General features: G+C 71.5%; 20 protein-coding genes. 11 read left to right on the forward strand and 9 right to left on the reverse strand.

Annotated elements, in window-relative coordinates; all coding sequences use genetic code 11:
* Positions 1–32 precede the first annotated feature (32 nt).
* Complete coding sequence (locus KV100_RS14945) at positions 33–941, forward strand: hypothetical protein (protein ID WP_220343895.1); 909 nt, start codon at positions 33–35, stop codon at positions 939–941.
* On the opposite strand, the gene KV100_RS14950 is transcribed toward KV100_RS14945, so the two are convergent.
* From KV100_RS14950 to KV100_RS14965, 4 genes are all read right to left on the reverse strand, one after another.
* The gene (locus tag KV100_RS14950) at positions 926–1,903 is read right to left on the reverse strand and encodes a sulfotransferase (protein WP_220343896.1); all 978 of its coding nucleotides are present in this window, start codon (positions 1,901–1,903) and stop codon (positions 926–928) included. The two genes, KV100_RS14945 and KV100_RS14950, sit on opposite strands and share 16 nt — an antisense overlap.
* A gap of 71 nt (positions 1,904–1,974) precedes the next feature.
* Complete coding sequence (locus KV100_RS14955; RefSeq protein WP_220343897.1) at positions 1,975–3,372, reverse strand: DUF1116 domain-containing protein; 1,398 nt, start codon at positions 3,370–3,372, stop codon at positions 1,975–1,977.
* Entirely contained in the window at positions 3,369–4,895 is a 1,527-nt protein-coding gene (locus KV100_RS14960; protein ID WP_220343898.1) for an FdrA family protein, read from the reverse strand. Before KV100_RS14960 ends, KV100_RS14955 begins: the two co-directional genes overlap by 4 nt.
* 19 nt (positions 4,896–4,914) lie before the next feature.
* Positions 4,915–5,715 carry a DUF2877 domain-containing protein gene (locus KV100_RS14965; RefSeq protein ID WP_220343899.1) on the reverse strand — a complete coding sequence of 267 codons (801 nt, stop codon included), beginning with the start codon at positions 5,713–5,715 and terminating at the stop codon, positions 4,915–4,917.
* 35 nt (positions 5,716–5,750) lie between these two features.
* Between KV100_RS14965 and KV100_RS14970 the strand changes: the two genes are divergently transcribed.
* Entirely contained in the window at positions 5,751–7,442 is a 1,692-nt protein-coding gene (locus KV100_RS14970; RefSeq protein WP_220343900.1) for a PucR family transcriptional regulator ligand-binding domain-containing protein, read from the forward strand.
* A gap of 16 nt (positions 7,443–7,458) precedes the next feature.
* Here KV100_RS14970 and KV100_RS14975 read toward each other — a convergent pair whose 3' ends face one another.
* The gene (locus tag KV100_RS14975) at positions 7,459–7,926 is read right to left on the reverse strand and encodes a TrmO family methyltransferase (protein ID WP_220343901.1); all 468 of its coding nucleotides are present in this window, start codon (positions 7,924–7,926) and stop codon (positions 7,459–7,461) included.
* Between the two features lie 196 nt (positions 7,927–8,122).
* On the opposite strand from KV100_RS14975, the gene KV100_RS14980 reads away from it, so the two are divergent.
* From KV100_RS14980 to KV100_RS15010, 7 genes are all read left to right on the forward strand, one after another.
* Positions 8,123–9,508 carry a uracil-xanthine permease family protein gene (locus KV100_RS14980; RefSeq protein ID WP_220343902.1) on the forward strand — a complete coding sequence of 462 codons (1,386 nt, stop codon included), beginning with the start codon at positions 8,123–8,125 and terminating at the stop codon, positions 9,506–9,508.
* Positions 9,505–10,389: a xanthine dehydrogenase family protein subunit M gene (locus tag KV100_RS14985; RefSeq protein ID WP_220343903.1), complete on the forward strand. Its 885-nt coding sequence runs from the start codon at positions 9,505–9,507 to the stop codon at positions 10,387–10,389. The genes KV100_RS14980 and KV100_RS14985 overlap by 4 nt, the downstream gene beginning before the upstream one ends.
* Entirely contained in the window at positions 10,386–10,931 is a 546-nt protein-coding gene (locus KV100_RS14990; RefSeq protein ID WP_220343904.1) for a (2Fe-2S)-binding protein, read from the forward strand. The genes KV100_RS14985 and KV100_RS14990 overlap by 4 nt, the downstream gene beginning before the upstream one ends.
* A complete protein-coding gene (cutA, locus tag KV100_RS14995; protein ID WP_220343905.1) occupies positions 10,928–13,342 on the forward strand; it encodes an aerobic carbon-monoxide dehydrogenase large subunit in 2,415 nt (804 codons plus the stop codon). Before KV100_RS14990 ends, cutA begins: the two co-directional genes overlap by 4 nt.
* Entirely contained in the window at positions 13,339–14,004 is a 666-nt protein-coding gene (locus tag KV100_RS15000; RefSeq protein WP_220343906.1) for a carbon monoxide dehydrogenase subunit G, read from the forward strand. Before cutA ends, KV100_RS15000 begins: the two co-directional genes overlap by 4 nt.
* Complete coding sequence (locus tag KV100_RS15005) at positions 14,001–15,422, forward strand: amidase (protein ID WP_220343907.1); 1,422 nt, start codon at positions 14,001–14,003, stop codon at positions 15,420–15,422. Before KV100_RS15000 ends, KV100_RS15005 begins: the two co-directional genes overlap by 4 nt.
* A gap of 107 nt (positions 15,423–15,529) precedes the next feature.
* Positions 15,530–16,435, forward strand: a complete 906-nt coding sequence (locus KV100_RS15010) for a hypothetical protein (RefSeq protein ID WP_220343908.1) — start codon at positions 15,530–15,532, stop codon at positions 16,433–16,435.
* A gap of 96 nt (positions 16,436–16,531) precedes the next feature.
* Here KV100_RS15010 and KV100_RS15015 read toward each other — a convergent pair whose 3' ends face one another.
* From KV100_RS15015 to KV100_RS15030, 4 genes are all read right to left on the reverse strand, one after another.
* The gene (locus tag KV100_RS15015; RefSeq protein WP_220343909.1) at positions 16,532–17,491 is read right to left on the reverse strand and encodes a phosphotriesterase; all 960 of its coding nucleotides are present in this window, start codon (positions 17,489–17,491) and stop codon (positions 16,532–16,534) included.
* Positions 17,488–18,135: a TetR/AcrR family transcriptional regulator gene (locus KV100_RS15020; protein ID WP_220343910.1), complete on the reverse strand. Its 648-nt coding sequence runs from the start codon at positions 18,133–18,135 to the stop codon at positions 17,488–17,490. Before KV100_RS15020 ends, KV100_RS15015 begins: the two co-directional genes overlap by 4 nt.
* Positions 18,132–19,676: an AMP-binding protein gene (locus tag KV100_RS15025; protein WP_220343911.1), complete on the reverse strand. Its 1,545-nt coding sequence runs from the start codon at positions 19,674–19,676 to the stop codon at positions 18,132–18,134. Before KV100_RS15025 ends, KV100_RS15020 begins: the two co-directional genes overlap by 4 nt.
* Before the next feature lie 79 nt (positions 19,677–19,755).
* The gene (locus KV100_RS15030) at positions 19,756–20,763 is read right to left on the reverse strand and encodes an alpha/beta fold hydrolase (RefSeq protein WP_308291455.1); all 1,008 of its coding nucleotides are present in this window, start codon (positions 20,761–20,763) and stop codon (positions 19,756–19,758) included.
* Positions 20,764–20,903: 140 nt separating this feature from the next.
* Here KV100_RS15030 and KV100_RS15035 point away from each other — a divergent pair, with 140 nt between their 5' ends.
* Together KV100_RS15035 and KV100_RS15040 are read left to right on the forward strand one after the other, a co-directional pair.
* The gene (locus tag KV100_RS15035; RefSeq protein WP_255560911.1) at positions 20,904–23,027 is read left to right on the forward strand and encodes a hydantoinase/oxoprolinase family protein; all 2,124 of its coding nucleotides are present in this window, start codon (positions 20,904–20,906) and stop codon (positions 23,025–23,027) included.
* On the forward strand, positions 23,024–24,964 hold the full coding sequence (locus KV100_RS15040) for a hydantoinase B/oxoprolinase family protein (protein WP_220343912.1): 1,941 nt from the start codon (positions 23,024–23,026) through the stop codon (positions 24,962–24,964). The genes KV100_RS15035 and KV100_RS15040 overlap by 4 nt, the downstream gene beginning before the upstream one ends.
* Positions 24,965–24,981: the final 17 nt, after the last annotated feature.

A 24,981-nucleotide genomic window follows, 5' to 3' on the forward strand; every position in this document is an offset into this window, starting at 1 on the left:
CCCAACTGCAGTGGATCGGTAGACTTAAAATCGTGACTACCATCGTCGAACGGACCCTTCCTCGCTTCGACGGCGCCGAGGTCGTCGTCGAGGCCCCCGCACCAGGCCCCGGCAACTGGGCCGGTGCGCCGGCCGCGATCTACGCCGACGGTGCGTTCTGGCTGGCCTACCGCGTCCGCCGCCCGATCCACGCCGGCCGCGGCGTCAGCGTGGTGGTCGCCCGCTCGGACGACGGCGTGCGGTTCGAGCCGGTGGCCGAGATCTACCGCGACGACTTCGCCGCCGAGTCGTTCGAGCGGCCGGCGCTGGTGCACCGGAGAGAGGCCGGATGGCGGATCTACCTGAGCTGCGCGACCCCGGGCTCCAAGCACTGGTGGATCGAGGCGGTGGACGCGGCGACGCCCGAGGGACTGGAGGCCGGACGCCGTACGGTCGTCCTCCCCGGTGACGAGAGGGTGGGCGTCAAGGACCCTGTCGTGCTCCTCGACGAGGACGGATGGCACATGTGGGTGTGCTGCCACCCGCTCGACGTCCCTGGGGCCGAGGACCGCATGACGACCCGCTACGCGACGAGCGACGACGGACTGTCGTGGGTCGACCGCGGGGCCGTGCTCACACCCACTCCGGGCGGGTGGGACGAGCGAGGCGCGCGCGTCACCGCCGTTCTCGATCGCGCCCCCCTCACCGTGCTGTACGACGGGCGCGCCGACGCCGCGTCCAACTGGTTCGAGCGGACCGGGCTGGCTCAGGAGCGGGCTGTCCCCGGTGTGCTCGAGCCTGTCGGTGACGCGCCGGTGGCGGCCTCGCCGGAGTCCGACGGTGCGCTGCGCTACGCCAGCGCCGTGCGCCTGCCCGACGGACGCACCCGCTTCTACTTCGAGGCCGCCCGGCCCGACGGCGCGCACGACCTCATGACGTCGATCGCTCAGCCCGGCGTCTGAGCGACCCGCGCGGCGAACGATCCCAGGCTCTCGGTGCCACGCCAGTCGTCGAAGGACTGTCCGGTGACCTTCTCCAGCAGCTCGATGTCGTCGAGGTAGGTCTCGACCAGCGCGGCCCGCGCGTCCTTCGCGAGCGCCGGGCGGGTGGTGTCCCCGCGCCAGTGCATCGCGGCGACCAGCGGCTTGCTCGCGCGGCGCCAGACCTTCGGTGGGACGAGCGCCCCGGCACGAGCGCCGGCGCGCATCGCACGCGCTGTCAGGTCGTGGACGGCCCCGGGGGCGGCGTACGGCCGTGAGTTGTCGCGAGGGATGTGGGTGACGAGGCCCGGCGCCAGACCCAGGAAGACACAGACACGATCGAGCGTCGCGGCAGGCTCCTGGACGAGGTCGCGATAGCGCAGGACGAGGATGCGGTCGGCGTCGACGTGGCGGTAGAGGTCCTCCAGCTGCCTGCCGTAGAGGCCGAGCCGGCGGTAGTGCCAGAACGGAGCCCATCCGTCCGCGACCCGCTCGTCCTCCCTCGCGAACGCCTCGACGAAGTCACCGACGGGCTCTAGCCCGTCGGACCACAGGTGCATCCAGTTCGAGTAGGCGCGGTCCACGGGGTCCCGCACGACGGCGACCAGACGGGCGTCGGGCAGCTCCTCGGCGATGCGCCGGCGGGCGTTGCGCAGATAGAGGTAGAACGGCGTGCTCTCCAGCCGTACGGCGTCCCCGGGTGCCGCGGCGAACAACGCCTCGTAGTCCTCTCGTCGCCACACCCACTCCTGCTGGCTGTGCGCGTCACCGGGGCCGCGGTACGACGGCGGAGGAGCGTCGGCGCACATGAAGTACTTCGGCTCCTTGGGCCGGCTCGAGAACACCTGCGGGTGCAGTGCGAGCGCGGCGTGCAGCGCGCTCGTCCCCGCCTTCGGCGCGCCCACGAGCAGGGCGTCAGGGCGAGGTGTACGGAAGCTCCCCATGGCCAAATCGTAGGAACCGTTCCCGGGAGAGTCGAGAGTTTCGGTCAGGTGTGTCCGGGTGTGGGGTCGGCTCAGCAGGCCGCGGCACGCTCTCGTGCACCCTCGGCGAGGGCGGCGAGGGCCGCCGGGAAGATCTCGGCAGGCGGCGTGACGAGGCCGGCTCCGACCTGCCCCGTACCCGCCGCACGCCCGGCCATCCCGGTGTTGATCTGGGGGAGGATGCCGGTCCGGCACACGCGGGTCACGTCGATGCCGGTAGGGGTCCCGGCGAACTCGAGGACCGGGATGGTCCAGCGCGGGTTGGCGGCCAGTGTGATCTCGCTCATGCGACGTGTCGTGGCGAGCGCGTCCGGCACCGATCCGCCGACCAGTCGTACGATCGCCGGCGCCGTCGCCATCGCGAACCCGCCGATGCCGGCGGTCTCCGTGATCGCGGAGTCACCGATGTCGGGGTTGGCGTCGTCGGGACCGTACGACCCGAGGTAGAGACCGTCGGCGACCTGCGCGGGACCGGTGAACCACCGGTCGCCGGTGCCGGAGACCTGGATGCCGAAGTCGGTCCCGTTGCGGGCCATCGCGACGACCATGGTCGAGCCGTCGATCCCACGGGCGGCGTCGAGAGCCAGCTTGCAGGCGGGCATCGCGAGGTTGAGGAAGAAGTGGTCGTTGCCTCCGATGAACGACACGGCGTCGGCGACGTCGCCCGCCCGCGACCCCGACCGGATCATCGCCGGCGCGAGGTCGCGGAGCAGCATCAGCGTGCCCGCGCGGTTGCGGTTGTGCGCCTCGTCGCCCATCTGCAGCATCTGCGCGAGCAGCGCGGTCACGTCGATGGGGCCGGTCGACCGCACGGCGCTCTGGAGGACCGGCCCGAGGACCCCCGACATCCAGCGGAGCCGATCGAGGACCTCGGGACCGTACGCGCCGTAGCGCAGCACCTTGCCGAGCCCCTCGTTGAGGGAGCAGTACGTCCGCGCCCCGGTCGAGGCGTCCTCGAGGACGAAGACCCACATCGACGGCGAGACCACCCCTGCCATCGGACCGACGGCGTCGTGGTGGTGCGCCGGGCTCAGGGTGTAGCCGGTGCCGGACTCGAAGAACGCGACGGCCTCGTCGGGGTCGGAGACGAGACCTTCGAGGGTCGCCGCTCCCCTCAGCGCACCCCGCATCGGACCGGACGCGCGCTCCCAGGTGATCGGGGGCCCCGCGTGCAGGAAGTCGCCGGGCGCGAGCCCGAGCACCTCGCTCGCCGGCTGGACGTCGACGAGCTGCGCGGTCACACCGAGACAGGCCTCGACCGCCTTGGTGTTGGCCGCTGCACGCAGCGGGTCCGCGGCGACGGTCGCGAGGTCGTGCTCGGTCCCGGGCATCGGGGGCTGCCAGTCGACGCGTCGGACGGTCACCGCCTGGTCCTCGACGGCGTCGGTGAGCAGGCCGGTCCCGGCAGTCACCACGGTGGGGGTGGTCATGGTGCCTCTCCTGCGGTCGTGGCGGTACGGGCGGCCGCAGGTGCGACGAGCCCTACCGCGTGGCGGGTGGCCTCGGCGTTCGAGGAGAAGACGTACGCCCCTGCCGCGGCGAGCGCCTCGCCCTGGCGTTCGAGCCCTTGGGGGTCGGAGGAGGTCCCGACCAGCGTCACCACGACGGCCAGGATCCGGCCCCCGTCGGCGGCGGCCTGGCGCGCGGCCTCGATGGCCGGAGCCAGCACCGCGCCGGGATCGGGCTCCGCGCCGTGGCCCAGCACGACGTCGAGCAGGACGGCGGCGGTCGAGGGATCCGTCCCGGCGCGGCGGAGGGCGCCGAGCCGCAGCGTCGGGTCGATCATCGGGTGCGCTCGGCCGACCGTCAGCGCGTCGTCGCCGAAGTCGATCATCACGTGCGCGTCGCCGAGGTCACCGGCGAGGACGGCCGCCGGATCGAGCCCGAGACCACCGTCCAGCGGGATGTTGCTGCGGATCTCGTCCAGGTGCTCGGAGGCGATCAGCATGGCCTCGTCGCAGAGGGTCCCGCCGACGAACAGCCCGCACAGACGGCCAGGTCCGGCCTCCTCGGGCTGGCCCCAACGACGCCACGGCTCGGGGCGCACACCGAGCGAGTCGAGCAGCGCCTCGGTGTGCAGGGTCAGGTCGGTGCCCGGCGCCAGCAGGGCGAGCTCGACCGGGACCGTCAGGGACTCCGCGTACGCCTCGATCGACGCCGCGACCTGCGGCGCGGGCGGTTTCGAGACCACCAGCACGTGCGAGGTCGCCGGGTCGTCGTCCAACCGGGCCAGCGCCGTACGGGTGGAGAGTCCGCCGACCGCCGCCGAGAGGTCACGTCCACCGACACCGAGCGCGGCGCTCACGCCGACGCCGGCCTGGTCGAGGAGGGCCAGGACCTGCTGCGTCCCCGTGCCGGACGCGGCGACGATGCCGACCGGCCCGGGACGGACGACGTTGGCGAAGCCGAGCCCCACCCCGCCGACGACGGCGGTGCCGCAGTCAGGGCCCATCACCAGCACGTCGCGCCCGGCGGCCGCGCTCTTGAGGGCGACCTCCTGCGCGACCGGGACGTTGTCGCTGAAGACCATCACGTCGTGCCCGGCCTCGACCGCGTCCATCGCCTCGACGAAGGCTGAGGCACCTGGCACCGAGACGAGCACGACCGCATCGGCGGGTGCCCCGCGAAGCGCGCTCGCCGTCGTACGTGGCGGTGCGACGGTGGCATCACCGTCCACGGCCGGGCGGCTCACCTCGTCGAGCGCGGCATCCACCTCGACGAGCACGTCGTCGAGCACGGCCCCGTCGAGCCGCACGGCGACGACCATGTCGTTCGGGGTCGCCTCCGGGGGCACGTCGAACCCCATCGCGGCCAGCGTCTCGAGGTTGAGGCCCGTGGCCATCGCCACCTGCGCGTCGACCACCCCGGCGAAGGCGGCCACCCGCTTGCTCACCTGGAGCAGGGTCACCGAGTCGGCGTAGGCGCCCGATCGGATGCGTACGTGGTCGGTCATCGCTCTCCTCGGGATGGGGTCAGGCGGCGGCGGCCGAAGGGGACGGCAGGGCGAGGGCTGCGCCGAGCGCGAGCCCGGCGCCGGAGGTGTGGCCGACGACGCGTAGGTCGGCCAGCCGGTCGGCGTCCCCGGGCCGGCCCAGGCTCTCCACGAGCGCACACAGCTGGGGAACGCCTTCTCCTCGAGCGGCGTGCAGCAACAACGTGGACGACACGGTGGTCGTGCGTACGGAGGCCACCGCGAGGACCGCCTGGGCCACGCGGCCGCCCCGGTATCCAGCGGCGTGGCGGGTGACGAGCCACCCTGCGAGGACGTCGTCGCCGAGCGGCGTCAGGCCCGGTCCACGACCCAGGAGCGCGTCGACGGCGGCGGGATCGTCCTCCTGGAGCGCGGCGTACGGGACGGCGGCGCGGAGCAGGGCGTCGACCTCTGTCGCGAGCGAGGCGGTGGGGAGAGCGTGCTCCTGCCACCGGATGCTCAGCGGACGGACACGGGCGTCGAGATACCGCTGGACACGGAGGTCGCGGTCGTCGACGCTGCAACGCCCGCCTCCGAGGATGACCGACCGGACCCCGGCGACGTCGGGCCAGGGCGTCTGGACACCGCAGGGGACCGCGACCGCGTCGCGGCCGAGGACAGCCAGACGGGTCCCGCGGTCGTCGACGTAGACGGCGTGCGGGCCACGGTGCACGATCGGGGCTGCCCGCCGCGGCCCGTGCAGCCGGGCAGCGATCTCGGGGGTGGCGGCGGACGGGTGCGCGCCCCGGTGGCGGTCGGGGCGCCCGGCGGCCTGGGACCGGAATCCGAACGGCTCGACCATGGCGTCAGCGTAGGAGCGTTCGCTACGGTGAGCCGATGGCGAGACTTGCCAATGATCGGCCAGATCCAAGCCACAACCTGCCAGGCACGACGTACGGGCTCCCGCTGTCCGCGGTGATCGCGATCGACGCGCTCACCGGGGCGAAGACGCTCGCCGGGTCCGCCGGGTCCGAGCGCACCGTCACGGGCCTCAACGTGATGGAGGTCCCCGACGTCCTCGGGTGGGTCAAGCCGCACGAGCTGCTCGTCACGACAGGCTTCCCGCTGCTCGACACCTCGCGCCGGCTCGACGTGAACCGGATGCTGGCACTGGTGCGAGGACTCCACGACGCCGGGCTCGCGGGATTCGCGATCAAGCTCGGCCGCTACGTCGACCAGGTGCCCGAGTCGGTGCTCGCGCTCGCCGACGACCTCGGATTCCCGATCGTCCAGATCCCTGACGAGGTGGCCTTCGACGACGTGCTGAGGGACGCCTACGCCGCACTGAACGCGTTCCAGTCGCACGTCCTCGCGCAGATCGACGCCCTCCACTCGGCCCTCACCCAGATCGTCCTCGAGGGTGGTGATCTCGACCAGATCGCCGCGGAGGTGTCCCAGGTGCTCGACGTCGGTGTCCTCGTCACCTCGACCGACGGACGCGAGTGGGCCGGTGCGTTGAGCGACGACGTGCGGGCCAGCCTCGAGGTCAGCGAGTTCCTCGACGTGTCCGGCCGCGTCCGGGTCGAGCGCATGCGCACCCCCCGACCCTTCGGGGTCGGCGAGATCCGATCCCTGCACGTGGCCGCTTCCGGGACCGAGCTCGCCCGGCTGGTCGTGCTGAGCGAACGACGGTCGCTGCGGGCGTCCGACGTGTACGCCCTCGAGCGGGCCGCGACCGTCGCCGCGCTCCTCATCACGCGGATGCAGGCGGTCGTCGCGGTGGAGGGGAAGTATCGCGGCGACTTCCTCCGCGACGTGCTCACCGACCGGGCCGAGAGCCCGCAGTACGTCCTCGAGCACGCCCGCGGACTCGGCTGGGAGCTCGACCGCCCGCTGGTGGTCGTGGTCGCCCAGCTCGACCCGCCCGGACCCGGGGACGCGCCGGTGTCAGGTCGCTCGCGCCGCGGGTTCCAGGACCGATTCGCCGCGGCCTGGCGTCAGGTGGTCGAGCGACGAGGTCGGAGCATCGCCGTCGCGGACTTCTCATCGCAGGTCGTCGCGCTCCTGCCGGTGGCCGAGGACGGGTCGGACGTGAGCGAGGTCGTCGAGGAGGCGCTGGCGGCAGTGCGCGGCGACTCGGGCGGCGGGCGACGCTCGTTCTCCGCGGGCATCAGCCGCGTGGTGACCGAGGTGGAGGCGTTCCCGGACGCGTACGCCCGCGCCCGCAAGGCGGTCGACGTCGGCCGTCGGATGAAGGGTGACGGCTCGACGACGTACTTCGACCGGCTCGGGGTCCGTCGCCTCCTGTCCCAGGTCGAGGACCAGGGCGAGCTCGACGCCTTCGTCGTGGAGGTGCTCGGGCCGCTCGCGCAGGCCACCGCGGCGGCCGCTGACCTCCGAGCCACGCTGCAGGTGCTGCTCGACGTCAACCTCAACGTGGCCGAGGCCGCACGCACGCAGCACTTCCACTACAACACGATGCGCTACCGGGTCACCAAGCTCGAGAGCATCCTCGGTCCGTTCAGCACCGACCCCCAGGTGCGCCTCGACGTCGCGGTGGCGCTGCAGATCCTGCAGATGCGGGAGTGAACGCGGCGTACGAAGGCTACGTCTGGAAGTAGTCCGACATCATGGCGCTGACCCACGAGGGCTGCGTGGTGCCGACCGGGAGGAACTCCGCAATCGTGGGCTTGAGGTCGATGACAGGGCTGCCCGAGACCGCGTCGAGGCCCACCACGGTCAGCTCGCGGCCGTGCACGGACTCGATCGCACAGCTCGTGACCCCGATGCGGTTCGGCCTGCGCGGGCCGCGGCCGGCGAAGATCCCGACCGGCGGTAGGTCGGAGCGGCCGCGGTACGGACGGGGCTCGCCGTAGTCGTCGTCCTCGGGGAACTGATCGAAGACGAAGACCACATCGACGTGGGAGAACTCATCGAGGCCCTGGAGGCTCGCCTCGCCGAAGCGCTCATCGAGGACGATCGTGCTGCGTACGGCACCCCAGTGGTCCGTCTCCTGGACGTCGGTCCGGTCGTTCCGGACGGTGCCTATCGGCGTGACCTCGAAGCTCGGCATCGCTCGAGGCTATCGCCGTCCAGGTTCTTTTCGGGCAGATGAACACGCAGAGCAAGGCCTGACAGGCCGGTCAGGGGTCCGTTGGCAGGTTCGCACCATGTCACATGTCGCTCGTCACTACTAGGGTCTCGTCATTGGCCGGGTGCGCCGACGAGATCCCCCGGCGGCGGCTCGCACACGCTCTGAGGAGACCGGGATGTCGATGTTCAAGTGGGACGTGGTGCACGACGGCAAGACACCGCCTCCCGGTGAGGCGGTGGGACCACGCGAGCGGCTGAGCTGGGGCCGCACGGCCGGGCTCGGCGCGCAGCACGTCGTGGCGATGTTCGGCGCCACCTTCGTCTTCCCCGTGGTGATGGGCCTGGATCCCAACCTGGCGATCCTCTTCTCCGGCATCTGCACGATCATGTTCCTGCTCATCACCAACAACATGGTCCCGAGCTATCTCGGCACCAGCGCCTCGTTCGTCGCCGCGGTCGCCGCGATCCGAGGACAGGGCGGTGACTCCGCCGACGTCACCGGAGCCATCCTCGTGGCCGGTCTCGTGCTGGCTGCCGTCGGCGTCGCGGTCCATTTCGCCGGCACGCGCTTCCTGCACACGCTGCTCCCGCCTGCGGTGACCGGCGCGGTCGTCATGCTGATCGGCTTCAACCTCGCACCGGTGGTCGCCGCGACCTACTGGCCGCAGGACCAATGGATCGCCCTCGCGACGGCGGCGTTCATGGTCGGCGCGGCCGTGCTCCTCCCCGGCTTCTGGGGCCGGATCGCCGTCTTCCTCGCGTTGATCTTCGGCTACCTGATCTCGTGGGCGGCCGACGTGCTCTTCGGCGACATCACCTCCTTCGTGCCCAGCGCCGGCGAGGAGGTCGCGCACCAGCGGGTCGACTGGTCGGCCGTCGGTGACGCCTCGTGGTTCGACCTCCCGTCCGGCACGCTCGCCGACGGCGTCTCGGCCGTGCATGCCCCGAGCTTCAGCTTCACCTTCATCCTGCTCGTCCTCCCGGGCGTCATCGCGCTCATCGCCGAGAACACCGGTCACGTCAAGGCCGTCGCCGAGATGACCGGCGACAACCTCGACCCCTACATGGGCCGCGCGATCGGCGCCGACGGTCTCGCCACCTCGCTCGCCAGCGCGTTCGGCGGCTCGCCGACGACCACGTACGCCGAGAACATCGGCGTCATGTCCGCCACCCGCATCTACTCGACGGCGGCCTACTACTTCGCCGCGCTGGTGGCGATCGTCCTCGGCCTGTGCCCGAAGTTCGGCGCGATCGTCAACGCCATCCCAGGCGGTGTGCTCGGCGGCATCACGGTGGTGCTCTACGGCATGATCGGCCTGGTCGGCGCCAAGATCTGGGTCGAGAACCGCGTCGACTTCGGTGATCCGGTCAACATCGTCGGGCTGGCCGCGGGCATCATCGTCGGTGTCGGCAACGTGACGCTCGTCTTCACCGACGACTTCCAGCTGGGGGGCATCGCCCTCGGCACGATCCTCGTCATCGCCTTCTACCACCTGGTCGCCTGGAGGCGGCACGGCGAGGACACCGACGACGGCGCGGAAGAGGTGACGCGAGCACTGTGAAGCCCGCACCGTTCTCCTACGTCCGCCCGGCCACGCTCGACGAGGCGCTCGACGTCCTCGGGTCCGACCCGCACGCCAAGGTGCTCGCGGGCGGCCAGAGCCTGGTCCCGATGCTGTCGATGCGGATCGCCTCGCCGACCACGCTCGTCGACATCAACGGGCTGGCCGAGCTCGCCTACGTGCGGACAGACGAGGACGGTGTCCGCATCGGGGCGCTGGCCCGCCACGTCGACGTCGAGACCGACGTCGACGCATGGCGGGTCCAGCCACTGCTGCGCCACGCCCTCCGGCTGGTCGCCCACCCGACCATCCGCAACCGCGGCACCACGCTCGGATCGGTGGTCCACGCCGACGCCGCGGCCGAGATGCCTGCGGTCGCCGCGCTGCTTGACGCCGCCGTGACGGTCGCGTCGACCCGGGGGCGTCGCACGATCGAGGCGGCCGACCTCTTCGTCGGCCCGCTGGAGTGCACCGTCCGCCCCGCCGAGCTGGCGCTCGAGCTGCAGGTGCCGGCGCTGCGGCCGGGCTCCGGTGCCGCGATCGACGAGGTGACGCGGCGGCACGGGGACTACGCGCTGTGCGGGGTCGCCGCGGTCGTCTCCGTGGGAGCAGCGGGTGCCATCGAGAGAGTGCGGGCCTCCTATCTCTCGGTCTCGCCGACACCGCTCGTGCTCAACCTGTCGGAGGCGTTCGTGGACGGTTCGGCGAGCGACGCCAACGTCGACGCCGCCGCGGAGATCGCGACCGGCGCGGTCGATCCGGAGACCGACATCCACGGCAGCGCCGACTACCGGCGACACCTCGCGGGTGTGCTGACGCGCCGGGTGGTGCGCGCGGCGCACGCCCGCGCGACGGCGAGCGACGCGCGAGGTGCCCGATGACCAGCCCTCCGGAGATCCTCGCTCCCGACGCGCTCCACCACGTCTCGCTCACCGTCAACGGCGCGGCGTACGACCTCGACGTGCCCGCGCGACGGCTGCTCTCCGACGCCCTGCGCCACGACCTCGGCCTCACCGGCACTCACGTCGGCTGTGAGCACGGGGTGTGCGGGGCGTGCACGATCCTCGTCGACGGACGGCCGATGCGCTCGTGCCTGCTGCTGACGGTCTCGATGGACGGGGCCTCGCTGACGACCGTGGAGGGCCTGGCCGAGGAGGGAGACCGCCTGGCACCCGTGCAGCAGGCGTTCAAGGACTGCCACGGACTCCAGTGCGGGTTCTGCACGCCGGGTTTCCTCACCACGATCACGGCGGGCCTGGAGGACAATCCAGACCCCACCCGCGACGAGGCTCGCGAGATGATCGCGGGCAACCTGTGCCGCTGCACGGGCTACCAGAACATCGTGAGCTCCGTCCTGCGGGCGGCCGAGATCCGCAAGGCCCGCGACGCGCAGGGGCCCGCCAGCCGCGAGGACCAGCCATGACGACCAAGGCGTTCGGCGCTCGGGTCGCCAGGGTGGAGGACGAGCGGTTCCTGCGGGGACGCGGCCGCTACCTCGACGACCTCGCTCCCGACGCGCTCCACGTCGCCGTCCTCAGGTCGCCGCACGCCCACGCCCGCATCGTCGACATCGAGGTCGATCCCGTGCTCGACCTCGACGGGGTCGTCGCGGTCTACACCTACGACGACCTCACAGGAGCGATGGCCGAGCCGCTCCCGCTGCTCATCCCGCACCCCGACCTCACGCACGGACGCACGCAGTACGCCCTCGCCAAGGACGAGGTCAACCATGTCGGTGAGGCGATCGCGATGGTGGTGGCGGAGGACCGCTACGTGGCCGAGGACGCGGTCGGCCGGATCGTGGTGTCGTACGAGGTGCTTCCGCCGGTCGTCGGGCTCGACGCGGCGCGCGCGGCCGACCGCCTCGTGCACGACGACGTCCCCGGCAACCTCGCCGCGTCGTCGACCCAGTCGACCGGCGACGCCCTGGCGGCGATCGGACGCGCCCCGCACCGCCTCTCGCTCGACCTCGACATCGAGCGCAGCGCGTCCACCCCGCTGGAGGGCCGCGGCACGCTCGCGAAGTGGGACACCGACAGCGGTCGTCTCCAGGTGTGGTCCTCGACCCAGACCTCGACCGGGGTCCGCGCCGCGATCGCCGCCAAGCTCGGTCTCGACCTCGCGACCGTCGACGTGATCACCCCCGACGTCGGGGGAGGGTTCGGTGTCAAGATCGTGCACCCGTGGCCCGAGGAGGTGCTCGTCCCGATGGCGGCGATGGCGCTGGGACGCCCGGTGACGTTCACCGAGGACCGTCGCGAGCACTTCGTCTCCGCCGCGCACGAGCGCGCCCAGCAGCACCACGTCGAGGTCGGCTTCGACGACGACGGCCGCATCCTCGGTCTCTACGTCGAGATCTGGCACGACCACGGCGCCTACATCCCGTACGGCCTGATCATCCCGATCATCACCTCGACGCAGCTGCTCGGGCCCTACAAGCCGCCGGTCTACTCGGTGACGTTCCACAGCCTCTACACCAACACCGTCATCGTCACCCCGTACCGTGGCGCCGGCCGTCCCCAGGGCGTGTTCGCGATGGAGCGCACCATGGACGCGATCTCCGCCGCCCTCGGCAAGGACCGGGCCGACGTGCGCGCCGCCAACTTCATCCAGCCCGACGAGTTCCCGTACGACCAGGGGCTGATCTTCCAGGACGGCAAGGCGCTGGTCTACGACTCCGGTGACTTCCCCCAGATGCTCGACAAGATCAAGGCGCTCGTGGGGTGGGACGAGTTCACGGCGATGCGCGACGAGATGCGAGCGCAGGGACGGCGGGTGGGGATCGGCCTGGCCTGCTACGTCGAGGGCACCGGCGTAGGCCCGTACGAGGGCGGCCACATCCAGGTCGAGACCACGGGCAAGGTCAAGGTCTCCACCGGACTGACGACCCAGGGGCAGGGCCACGAGACCGCCTTCGCGCAGATCGTGGCCGACGAGCTGGGTGTTCGCTTCGAGGACGTCGAGGTCGTCACCGGTGACACGCGGCGCATGCCGTACGCGGTAGGCACCTACGCCTCCCGTGCTGCGGTGATGAGCGGGTCCGCGATCGCCCTGACGGCCCGCTCGGTCAGGCAGAAGGCGCTCGAGCTGGCCGCAGACGCCCTGGAGGCGAACGTCGACGACCTCGAGCTGCGCGACGGTGTGGTCGAGGTCAGGGGGGCGCCCGGTGCGCAGATCAGTCTGGGCACGCTGGCGGTGCTGAGCAACCCGTTGAGATACGCGTTCGACGAGGCGAGCAAGGCGGCGACCCAGTTCTCCGTCGGTGACCCCGACAAGGTCCCGGTGCCCGAGGGGACGTCGCCCGGGCTCGAGAGCCGCGACTTCTACTCGCCGCCGCGGTCGACGTTCGCCTCCGGCATGCACGCCGTGATCGTGGAGACCGACCCCGACACGGCCGAGATCAAGATCCTCACGTACGCCGTCGTCCACGACTGCGGACGTCTGATCAACCCGATGATCGTCGAGGGACAGATCCACGGCGGTGTCGCGCAGGGCGTCGGCGGCGCGCTCTACGAGCGGATGATCTACGACGAGCACGGACAGCTCCAGAACGCCTCGTTCATGGACTTCCTCATGCCGTACGCCACGGAGGTGCCGGAGACGATCGACATCGACCACCTCGAGACGCCGTCACCGTTGAACCCGCTCGGGATCAAGGGTGCCGGAGAGGCGGGGGTGATCCCCAGCGCGGCGGTCTTCGCGTCGGCGATCGAGGATGCGGAGGGCATCACGATCACCAGGATGCCGATCTCGCCGAGCGAGCTGTTCGACCTGCGGCGTGCGCACGCAGGCAGCGACGACGCGGTGGTGGCCGCTCTGGAGGGAGACTCATGAAGGTGGCCGGAGAGGCGGTGCTCAACGCACCTGTCGCCGCGGTGTGGGAGGCCCTGCTCGACCCGCAGGTCCTCGTACGCACGATCCCCGGGTGCGAGGTGCTCGAGGAGACCGGTGACAACGCGTACGCGATGACCGTGAGCGCGGGGGTCGCGTCGATCCGCGGGAGCTACACGGGCACCTGCGCGCTCAGCGACCTCGTCCCGCACGAGTCCCTGGTCATGCGGGCGCAGGGCGCCGGGGCGCCGGGCACGGTGGCGGCCGACGTGGCCGTCCGGTTCGCCGACCGAGGGGACGGCACCACGGGTGTCTCGTACGCCGCGGACGCCGTCGTGGGCGGGATGATCGGTGGTGTCGGGCAGCGGATGCTCACGGCTGTGAGCAAGCGGATGGCGGGTGAGTTCTTCGGGGCGGTGGACGACGCGCTCTCCGGCGCTGGTGCCGAGCCCGACGGGACGGCGAAGCCCGAGGCAACGTCCTCGGCACGGACCGACGACACCTCGCTGCCCGGTCAGCGGTTCACGGCGCCGGCGGCGTCGACGACGCGCGGCCGCGGCCGCGCCGGATCGAACGACGACTTCGTTCGGGGTGTGGTCGTCGGCGGCGTCCTGGTCCTGGCCGGCGTGGTCGCCGGAGGGTTGTTCGGTCGCCGGTCACGATGATCGACGTCTACAGCAGTGCGCGGGAGATGGCGGCGGCTGTCGCCAGGCGCGAGGTCTCCGCGCGTGAGCTGCTCACGCTCCATCTCGACCGGATCGCGCGGGTCAACGGCACGGTCAACGCGCTCGTGTCGATCGACGTCGACCGCGCCCATGCGCAGGCCGCGGCGGCCGACGACCTGACCTCGTCCGGGGCGGAGCTCGGGGCGCTGCACGGTCTCCCGTACGCGGTGAAGGACACGCACCACGTCGCCGGGTGGCGGACGACGTTCGGCTCGCCGGTGATGGCCGACCACGTGTCGGCGTACGACGAGCTGGTGGTGGAGCGGGTGCGCGCTGCGGGCGCGGTGGTGGTGGCGAAGTCCAACACCCCGGAGTTCGCGGCGGGCTCGCACACCTTCAACCCCGTCTTCGGGACGACCGTCAACCCGTACGACACGGGTCGCTCGGCCGGCGGTTCCAGCGGTGGCGCCGCGGCGGCGCTCGCGTCGGGCATGGTCGCGCTCGCCGACGGGTCCGACATGGGCGGGTCGCTGCGCAACCCGGCGTCGTTCTGCAACGTCGTCGGCCTGCGACCGACCTGGGGTCGCGTCCCGACGTGGCCGACCTGGAACCTGTGGGAGACGGTCTCGGTCCAGGGCCCGTTGGCCCGCGACGTCGGTGATCTCGCGATGCTGCTCGGCGTGCTCGCGGGGCCGGACCCGCGTGTGCCGACCGCCGACTCGACGCCGGGCGCGGTGTTCGCCGACCCCGCCCCGGTCGGGCTGCGCGGTCTGCGCGTGGCATTGTCGGTCGATCTGGGCGGTGCCTTCGAGGTCGATCGCTCGGTCGCGGACGTCGTCCGCGCGGCTGGGGTCGACCTCGCGGGTGCCGGCGCCCAGGTCGAGGAGGCGTGGCCCGAGCTCCCCGACGCCGAAGCCACGTTCCGCACGCTGCGCGCCTGGCTCATGGACTACACGCTCGGTGCCGTGCTCGACCGCCGTCCCGACGACGTCAAGGAGTCGCTCGCCGACAACATCCGTGCCGGGCGTCCCCTGACCGGGCGTGACGTCGCGGAGGCGTACGCGGGGCGCAGCGCCCTCGCCGAGCAGGCGCGCCGGTTCTTCGCCGCTTTCGACGTGCTCGCGATGCCGGTCAGCCAGGTGCCGCCGTTCCCGGCCGACCAGGAGTACCCGACCGCGATCAACGGTCGGCCGCAGGACACCTATCTCGACTGGATGCGGTCGGCGTACCTCATCACCGTCACCGGCTGTCCCGCGATCAGCGTGCCGGCCGGATTCACGCCCGAGGGCCTGCCCGTCGGGCTGCAGCTCGTGGGTCCGGCGGGCTCGGAGCGCCGTCTGCTGGCGATCGCGCGGGCGTACGAGGAGCTCTCGGGCGCCGGCATCGGCGTGGGAGGCCCCCGGCCCGCGATTCGGTGAGGAGATCGGCGACTTCCGCAAAAGAAGCCCGACGTTCTCCGCACATCGTTGTCCACAGGTCGCGCGCGGCGTGGCCCGCGACGCCGTGGCGGACCCACCTTCAGGGCATGTACGCGATCCCGCAGTCACTCAGGTCCGCTCCGTTCGCCGTCGGTCAGCTCCGCGCGTACGGCCTTCCTCGGCACGTCCTGGAGGATCGACGATTCGTGCTGATGCACCCTCGCGTCTGGCGGTGGCACGAGCTCGACCCCACCGTCGTCGTACGGTCTCAGGCCGCGCTCCTCGCCGTTCCCGACTCGGTCGTCAGCCATCTCACCGCACTGCACCTGCGCGGGGTGCTGATCGGTGACGTGGACGGCCCCGTTCATCTGTCGACGAACCGTCAGCGCGAGTGCGTCGACCCCAGGATCACGCTCCATCGCAGGCGCGGGACGCTCGTGACCGAGGACGTGCAGGGCATCGCGACACTCGGCCCCGAGAGGACCTTCGTCGACGTCGCGTCGAGCGGCCTCGCGGAGCGCGACCTCGTCGCCGCCGGCGACTGGCTGGTGCACGCCGGGTGGACGACGGCTCCGCGGCTCCGAGAGTTCGTGGCAGCGTCACGACTCGACGGCGTCGTACGCGCGCGCCGAGCCGTCGACCTGGTCCGTACCGGTGTCGAGTCTCCACGCGAGACGTGGGTCAGGCTGTTGCTGGTCGGGTCCGGTCTCCCCGAGCCCGCGACGAACACGAACATCCATGACGAGTCGACGGGCCGCTTCATCGCGCGCGGCGACATGCCCTACATCGCGTACAAGGTGCTCGTCGAGTACGACGGCTGGCAGCACGAGCGCAGCGCCGCGCAACGTCGGCGCGACCACGAGCGCCTCGCCGCCCTCGCGACAGCTGGGTGGATCGTCGTCGTGATCGCGGCCGCCGACATCGCGGATCCGCTTCGAGCGGTCGCGCGCGTACGGGCTGCGCTGCTCTCGCGGGGATGGACCCCCGCCCGCCCCACGTCGGCGATTCGGTGAGGAGATCGGGAGTTCCCGCGCAAAAATACCCCGCTCCGCAACCCAAAGCGCGGGGGGGGTGTAGCGAGGGGGGGGGTAGGCGGTGCGGGCGTGCGGCTACTCGAAGTGACGGCGCGGGTTGTGCACCAGGATCGTCTCCAGGTCCGCCTGGCTGATCCCCTTGTCGAGCAGGGCCGGGATGACGTCCTCGCTGATGTGCCGGTAGTTCCACCGGGGCACGACCTGCTCCTTGGCACCCGCAGGGAACCAGTCGATGACGCACGATGCGTCATGAGCGATCACGACGTTGTCGACGAAGCCGCGGCGTACGAGCTCGACGACGGTGTCGACCCGGTCTTCGAACGGCAGCAGCAGTTCGAGTCCGAAACGGTCCATCCCGAGCAGCGAACCGGCCTCGGCCAGCCTGCTCAGGTAGTCGAGGTCCGTCGTGTCGCCGCAGTGCCCCAGGACCACCTTCGACAGGTCGACACCCTCCCCGCCCAGCACGCGCTGGGCGACGAGACCCGACCCGGTGTGGGGGTTGGTGTGCACCGTGATCGGTGCGCCGGTCTGTACGTGCGCCTGACCCACCGCGCGCATCACGCGCTCGACGCCCGGCGTGAGCCCCTGGGCCTCGATCGCGCACTTGAGGAACGCCGCGCGGACTCCCGTGTCGGCGATCCCCTCCGTCAGGTCGCGGACGAAGAGCTCGGTCAACGGCTCCGGCACGTCGAAGAGCAGTCCCGGACCGGCGTAGTGGAACTGGAACGGGAGCTCGTTGTAGGTGTACAGCCCTGTCGCCACCACGATGTTGAGGTCGACCTGCTCCGCGATGCGCTGCACCCGCGGCACGTAGCGGCCCAGCCCGAGCACCGTCGGATCCATGATCGTGTCGATCCCGAGGCGCGCGAGCTCGGTCAGGTCGCGGACCGCGTCGGCCACCACCTGGTCTTCGTCCCAGTCACCGGCGTAGTTCCGGCGATGCTCCTCGCCGACGATGACGATGTGCTCGTGGACGAGCGTGCGACCGAGGTCGGCGCTGTCGACCGGCCCCGCGACCGTCTGCACCGTGCTCACGACGATGTCTCCGACGCCGCGGGCGCTGACGCCGCGACGGCCTCCGTGCGCGCGGTCACCCCGATCGCGTTGAGCCACAACCGGGTGGAGATCGCCACGAGGTCGTCGAGGGAGGTCTCGTCACCGGCGACGAAGGTGTTGTACGCCATCCGCGTCACCATGGTCGCGAGAGAGCGCATGGCGAGCACCGGATCGAGCTCGGGGTCGGCGAGGCCGAGCGCCTGCAGCCGGCGGACGAGCACGGCGCTGCGCTCGGCGTACGCCCACCCCTGCCTCCGGCGCATCCCGCGGAAGTTCGCGTCGTGGCTCGCGACCTGCTCCATGAACAGCATGAGACGGGCGTTGGCGCGGTAGGTCTCGAAGAACGCCCGGTGGTTGGCCTCGACGAGCTCCGCCGGGTCGGTGATGCCGTCCTCTGGCGGGATGTGCGGGTGGAGGACATCCTTCTGTGCCTCGTAGAGGACGACGGAGAGAATCTCCTCCTTGCTCGCGAAGTAGGTGTAGAACGACCCGGTGGCACAGCCTGCGATCCGCGTGATCTCCGCGACGCGGGCGTCGCCGAAGCCGTCACGCTCGAAGACCTCGCGCGCGGCAGCAAGCAGTGCTGCCCTCGTGCGGGCGCCGCGGGCGGTGGCGGGACTCACCGGCGGCGGTCCTGCGGCCCGGCGTCGGACGGCGTGGCGTTCTGCGGCGCGGCGTCGGACAGCGCGGCACGGTCGATGGCGCGCTTGAGAATCTTGCCCGACGGACCCTTCGGGAGCACATCGACGAACTGGAAGAGGCGTGGCACCTTGTACGCGCTCAGGCGCTCCTTGGCCCACGCCCGGAGCGCCTCGGGGTCGGGAACGGCGCCCTCCCGCAGCACGATGACCGCAGCCACCTCCTCGCCGTACGTCGGGTCGGCGACCCCCACGACCGCCGCCTCGACGACGTCGGGGTGCTCGTAGAGCACCTCTTCGACCTCGCTCGGATAGACGTTGTAGCCGCCGCGGATGACGAGGTCCTTCAGCCGGTCGACGATCCGCAGGTCACCGTCCTCGTCGAGGATGCCGAGGTCACCGGTACGCAGCCACCCGTCCTGAAGGACGGCGGCGGTCGCCTCGGGATTGTTCCAGTAGCCCTTCATCACGATCGGGCCGCGGATCCACACCTCCCCGACTTCGCCGGCCGGCAAGGCGTTGCCGTCCAGGTCACGGACCTCGATCTCGACGTTGTGCACCGCGCGGCCGACCGCGCCGACCTTCGGCTCGGTGTCGAGCGGGGCGAAGGTCGCCCAGCCGCACGTCTCCGACAACCCGTAGCCCTCGCGGACCCGCGTGCCGAACCTCTCCTCGAACGCACGGATCACCTCGGCGGGCAGCGAGGCACCCCCGGACGAGGCGAGCCGGAGGCGGGCGAAGTCCTCAGGCTTCGCGTCACCGGCAGCGTGCAGCATCGCGATCCACATCGTCGGCACGCCCGACACCACCGTCAGCTCGTCGTCGCGGATCATCTCGACGAACGTGCGCGGGTGGAAGGGGTGCAGCAGCGAGACCGGCGTGCCGAAGGAGAGCGCCAGGTGCATGACCATGATCTGCCCGAAGACGTGGAAGAGCGGGAGTGCGGTGCCGGATCGGTCCTCGTCGCTGAACTCGATGACGTGCTCGGCCGCGTCGACGATCGCGGCGATGCCGGACACGGCGAGCTCCGCGCCCTTGGGCCGCCCCGTCGTGCCGGAGGTGTAGATGATGAGCGCCGTCGCATCGTCGGGCAGGTCGACCGGTGCGTCGAGCTGGTCTGAGGTGTCCCAGTCCTCGAGCGGCCCGATCCGCCAGAAGGGGAGTCCACGCTCGCCGGCGGCGGCCTCGGCGGCCTCGGCGGTGTCCTGCCAGGCGACGACGAGACCGACGCCGGCGTCGTCGACGACGTAGCCCAGCTCGCGAGCCGGTGCCATCACGTTCATCGTGATGACGGTCGCGCCGGCGGCGTGGAGGCCGTAGTAGGCGGCGACGAACTCTGGGATGGTCGGGGCGACGAGGAGGACGCGGTCGCCGGGGGAGATCCCGGCGTCGACGACCCGCTTCGCGAAGGCCGCCGCCGCGTCCCGCAGGGTCCGGAACGTGGTCTCGCGTCCTGCGGCCCGGACCGCCACCCGGTCGGGGCGGGCGCGTGCGTGCTCGAAGAGGGCGTCGGCGACGTTGGACACGGCTGCTCCTCCCGGAGGCGGGTGCGTTCTCGGGAACGTACCCGAATCGGGGTCCACCTACCAGCGGCGCCGGGGCCGCTCAGACGTGCGCATCGAGGAAGGCGACGGTCCTCGCCAAGGACAGGTCGTGTCCTGCGCCGGACATGCGATGACCCTGTCCCGGATACCAGTGGACGTCGACCTCCTTGCCCGCCGCGCGCAGCGCGTCCACCGAGGCGGCGGTCCACGCCGGCGGACAGGTCCGGTCGGCGGTGCCGTGGTGGATCTGCACCGGCTCGGTGACCCGCTCGAAGAACCGGCGGGGCGAGAGGTCCTGCCAGGCGGCGGAGTCCTCGTCCGGCGGACCGTACGAGGCCTGCACTGCCGCGAGGCTCCAGGCACGCGTCGCTGCTGGGCGCGTCATGATCTCGACACCGTCGGGCGCTGACGAGCTCATCGGCGACAGCACGACGGCTGCCGTGACCAGCCCTGGCCGGCTGACAAGCACGTTGTACGCGATGCCACCGCCCATCGACCGTCCCACCAGTCCGATCCGGTCGGGGTCGACGGCGTCGAGCCGGGCGCGCCGCAGCGCCACGACCGCGTTGACGACGTCGACGGTGTAGCCGGTGCGCAGGGTGGCGTCGAGGTCGGAGTCGTGGTCGGAGCCTCCATGGTTGCGGTAGTCGGTGAACATCACGACGTAGCCGGCCCTCGCCAGTCGGTCCTGCACGTCGGTCATCGCGTGCCCGCTCCGGTACGTACGGGGGTTCTGGTAGCCGTGGGCGAGCACGGCCGCGGGCCGGTCGACCGCGTGGTGCGGGACGTGCAGGAGACCGGAGATCCGCAGCTCCTCAGACCGATAGCTCATGGCGTACGTGGTGTAGGCGTCGTTGACCGCAAGCACCCGCTCGCGGCGGAGGTCTCCACCGCCGTCGGGCTGCCGCATCAGTGTGGGCAGGGTGTTCTCGTGGCGCACGGGCGGCAGCGGTGGGAGGCCGCTCGCGACCTCGGCGCCGGCGGCGGAGAGGGCCGCGTGAGGGGTGACCCCACACCCGGAGAGAAGGGCGACAACCGCCATGAGAGCAGCCAGCTGGGTACGGAGCACGGGACAATGATGGCGGGTCGCGCTGGCGGCCTGTCAGGTAGTGCCAAGGTTCCCCGGAGGGGTCAGGCGACCTTCGCCGTGGGGGTCTCGAGGTGGTTGCGTTGGAATCGAGGAGCAGGGCTCACCACGCGAGGAGAACCATGACGTCAGGCTCCCGTCCAGGACGGATCAACGCCACTCTCCGGATCGGGATCGACACCGGCGGGACGTTCACCGACGTGGTGGCCTTCGACGAGTCCACCGGTGAGCTCCTCACCACCAAGACTCCGTCGACGCCGACGGACCCGGCCGAGGGCTTCCTCGCCGGGATCGACAAGGTGCTGGCGCTGATCGACCCCGAGGGAGGGCCCGCTGCCGGCCGGGACACCGTGGCGGCGGTCGCCCACGGCACCACGGTCGCCACGAACCAGCTCCTCGAGGGCAAGGTCGGCCGACTCGGCTTCATCACCAACGCGGGGTACGAGGCGGTGCTCGAGATCGCTCGTCAGTCGGTCCCGGACGGCTACGGCAACTCCTACTTCTGGGTCAAGCCCGACCGCATCGTGCCGCGCGACCGGGTGAGAGGCGTGGCCGGTCGCCTGTCGTGGACCGGTGAGGAGATCCGTCCGTTCGACACCGACGGGGCCCGTGAGGTCGCACGGTGGTTCCGGGCGCGCGGGATCGACACGCTCGGCGTCTGCTTCCTGCACAGCTATGCCGACCCGGCGCACGAGGAGGCGATGCGGGCGGTGCTCGCCGAGGAGCACCCCGAGGCCGTGGTGTCGATCTCGTCGGACGTGCTCCGTGAGTACCGGGAGTACGAGCGGTCGATGACCACCCTGGTCGACGCCGCCGTCAAGCCGAAGGTGTCGGCGTACGTCCGCAGCATCGCCGGGCGTCTCGAGGAGCTCACCGAGGGTCTTCCGTTCTCCGTGATGAAGTCCAACGGCGGCGTGCTCTCGGCTGCGGAGGTCGTGCACCAGCCGATCACCACCGTGCTGTCGGGGCCGGCCGCGGGCGCGCTCGGGGCCGCGATGATCGCGTCGGTCGCGGGGTTCGACCGCGTCCTCACCTGCGACGGGGGCGGCACCTCGACCGACGTGTCGGTCGTCGTGGACGGGGAGCCCACCCTCACCACCGAGGGGACCGTGGGGGTCTACCCGAGCAAGATCCCGATGATCGACGTCGTCACCGTGGGTGCTGGAGGGGGGTCGATCGCGTGGCTGTCCCCAGAGCGCACCTTGAAGGTGGGGCCCCAGTCGGCCGGCGCCGACCCGGGTCCGCTCTGCTACAGCAAGGGGGGCTCCGACGTGACGATCACCGACGCGCACGTCGTCCTCGGCCGCATCCCGCCGCACCTGCTCGGGGGCGAGATCCCGCTCGACGTCGACGCCGCGCGCAAGGGTCTCGAGTCGCTCGCCGCCGCGCTCGGGCTGTCCCTCGAGGAGGCCGCGACCGGAGTGCTGGAGATCTCCGCCTGGAACCAGGCCAACGCGTTGCGCCAGATCACGGTCAGGCGCGGGCTCGACGTCCGCGACTTCACCCTCACGACGTTCGGTGGCTCCGGCTCGCTCCTGCTGTGCCGGCTGATGGACGTCCTCGGGATCTCGACCGTGCTGGTTCCCCACAGCCCGGGCAACGTCTCGGCCTTCGGGCTGCTGACGGTCGACGTCAAGAACGACTACGTGCAGACCGCGGTCCGGCTGGCCTCCGAGCTCGACCCGGCCGAGGTGGAGCGGTTGTACGACGGGCTGGCCGCACGGGCGGCGGCTGCGCTGGAGACCGAGGGCTTCCCTCCCGAGGCCCAGCGCTTCGTCCGGACCGCCGACGTGCGCTACTTCGGGCAGGCGTTCGAGGTTCGCGTCCCCGTGCCCGGCGGTCCCGTGGACGCGGACGTCGTCTCCGCCGTGGCCGAGGCCTTCCACCGCGAGCACCGCTCGCTCTACGGCTACGACTTCGCCGGTGACGACACCCAGCAGGTCGAGTGGGTCAGCCTCCGGGTGTCGGGCATCGGGCCGATCCGGCGACCGGCGATTCGTCGGCACGAGGTCACCCGCACCGCGGCCGCGCCGACGACCGTGCGCAGGCCGGTGTGCTTCGACGCGCGCGCGGGGTACGTCGACGCGGCCGTCCTCGATCGTGCGTCCCTGTTGCCGGGGCACGAGGTCCACGGCCCCGCGGTCATCGAGGAGTACGGGTCGACGGTCCCGCTCCATCCCGGGTTCGTCGCGCGCGTCGATCCGTACCTCAACCTGGTCGTCACCCGAGCGGGGAGCCCCGCATGACCACCTCGCGTCCTGCACCCACACAGTTCCCGTTCGGCATGCTCACCGACGACGCCGGCGGCAGCGCCGACCCGGTGCTCGTCGAGATCGTCCAGGGCAGCCTGGCGTCGATCGAGCACGAGGTGGAGACGGCGATCGCCCGGACGTCGCGCTCACCGATGATCCGCGACGCCCACGACTTCCGCGCCGGGATCCACGACAGGCTGCTGCGCAAGCTGACCGGTCGCTCGTACTCTGCCCTGGTCCACCCGGTGGCCCGCGACTTCCCGATCGACCAGATGAAGCCCGGCGACGTGTACTTCCACAACGACGTCTACCGGTCCGAGGGCGGTATCGGGCATCTTCCCGACCTGTGTGTCACCGTGCCCGTCTTCAGCGGCGTCGAGGGCGAGCAGCGGGTCGTCGGGTTCATCCAGGCCTTCGGGCACCATGACGACATCGGCGGAGCCGTCCCCGGCTCGATGCCGAGCGCGGCGACGAGCGTGTACGAGGAGGGACTGATGGTCCCGCCCATCAAGCTCTGGGACGCGGGCGTCCCGAACCGTGCCGCGCTGACCATCATGACCCGCAACTCCCGCATGCCGGAGTCGCTCGCCGCAGACCTCGACGCCGAGTGCGCTGCCTGCCTCATGGGCGCACGTCGCCTGGGAGAGCTGTTCGACCGCTACGGCGTGGACGCCGTCGAGTCGTGCTTCGACGCGATCATCGACCGCACCACCGACACCTACCGGCGGGAGATCTTGGCGAAGATCCCGGTGGGCACGTGGGTCTGGGAGGACTACGCCGAGCATGACGGGGTCGACGAGCCGCAGCTCCACACGCAGCGCATCACGCTCACCCGTACCGGTGCGGACGATCCCGGTGGCGAGCGGGTCGTCCTCGACTTCGCCGGCACGTCACCGCAGGCGAAGGGACCGATCAACCACTGCGGCGACTACTCCGACGGCGTCTTCCTCAAGAAGTGGCTCGCACCGATCCTGCGCAACCTCGCCGACACCCCCGAACGCATGGCCGAGCTGGACGTCAACGAGGGTGTCGTGCCCCTGATCGAGATGCGGTTCCCACCCAAGGGCACGCTGATCACACCTGAGTTCCCGGCGCCGACCAACGCTCGTACCTTCGTCATCCTGCGTCTGCTCGGGGTCCTCGCAGGAGTGCTTGCCAAGGCCGTGGACGGGCGGATGCCCGCCGACCAGGAGACGATCCGCTACACCGGCGTGTACGGGACGGACCTCGTCGGTCGCCCGTACCTCATGCGCGAGGTCCTCGGTGGTGGCTCGGGCGGCCGCTACTACGCCGACGGCGAAGACACGATCCACGTGGTGCCCGACTCGCGGAACCTGCCGACCGAGTTCACCGAGTCGCGGTTCCCGTTCGTCGTCGAGTCGCTCTCGCTGGCGGTGGACTCGGGTGGGCCCGGGACGTTCCGCGGCGGGCTCGGCTACGAGAAGCACCTGCGGATGCTCGCCGACGCCCACTTCATGTCGATCGCCGACCGCTCGATCCTCGCGTGCTGGGGGGTCAACGGCGGGCTGGCCGGGCGTCCGTTCGAGGTGGTGGTGGACCCCGGCGGGCCGCACGAGCGGGTCGTCGACGCGCTCGCCGACGCCGAGCCGGTGCGCGCGGGGGAGACCGTCCGCATCCGGACGACCGGCGGCGGGGGCTGGGGTGACCCGCTCGACCGAGACCCCGCCCTCGTCGTCCGCGACGTCGTGTGGGCCAAGGTCTCGCGGCGCGCCGCCGAGGCGGACTACGCCGTGGTCCTCACCGGCGACGGAGACGACCTCGGTGTCGACGAGGAGGCGACAGTGGCGCTGCGCGCCGCTCGCCGTTCGGACCGGCCGAGCGAGGTGTTCTTCGACCGCGGTCCCGGCTACGCCCGGCTCGCCGACGGTGCGGCCTTCGCCGCCGTCGACGTCGTCCGAGTGCCACAGTGAGCGCCCGCGCATCCTCG

Origin of the sequence: Mumia sp. zg.B21 (assembly GCF_019550855.1) — a bacterium.
Classification (GTDB): Bacteria; Actinomycetota; Actinomycetes; order Propionibacteriales; family Nocardioidaceae; genus Mumia.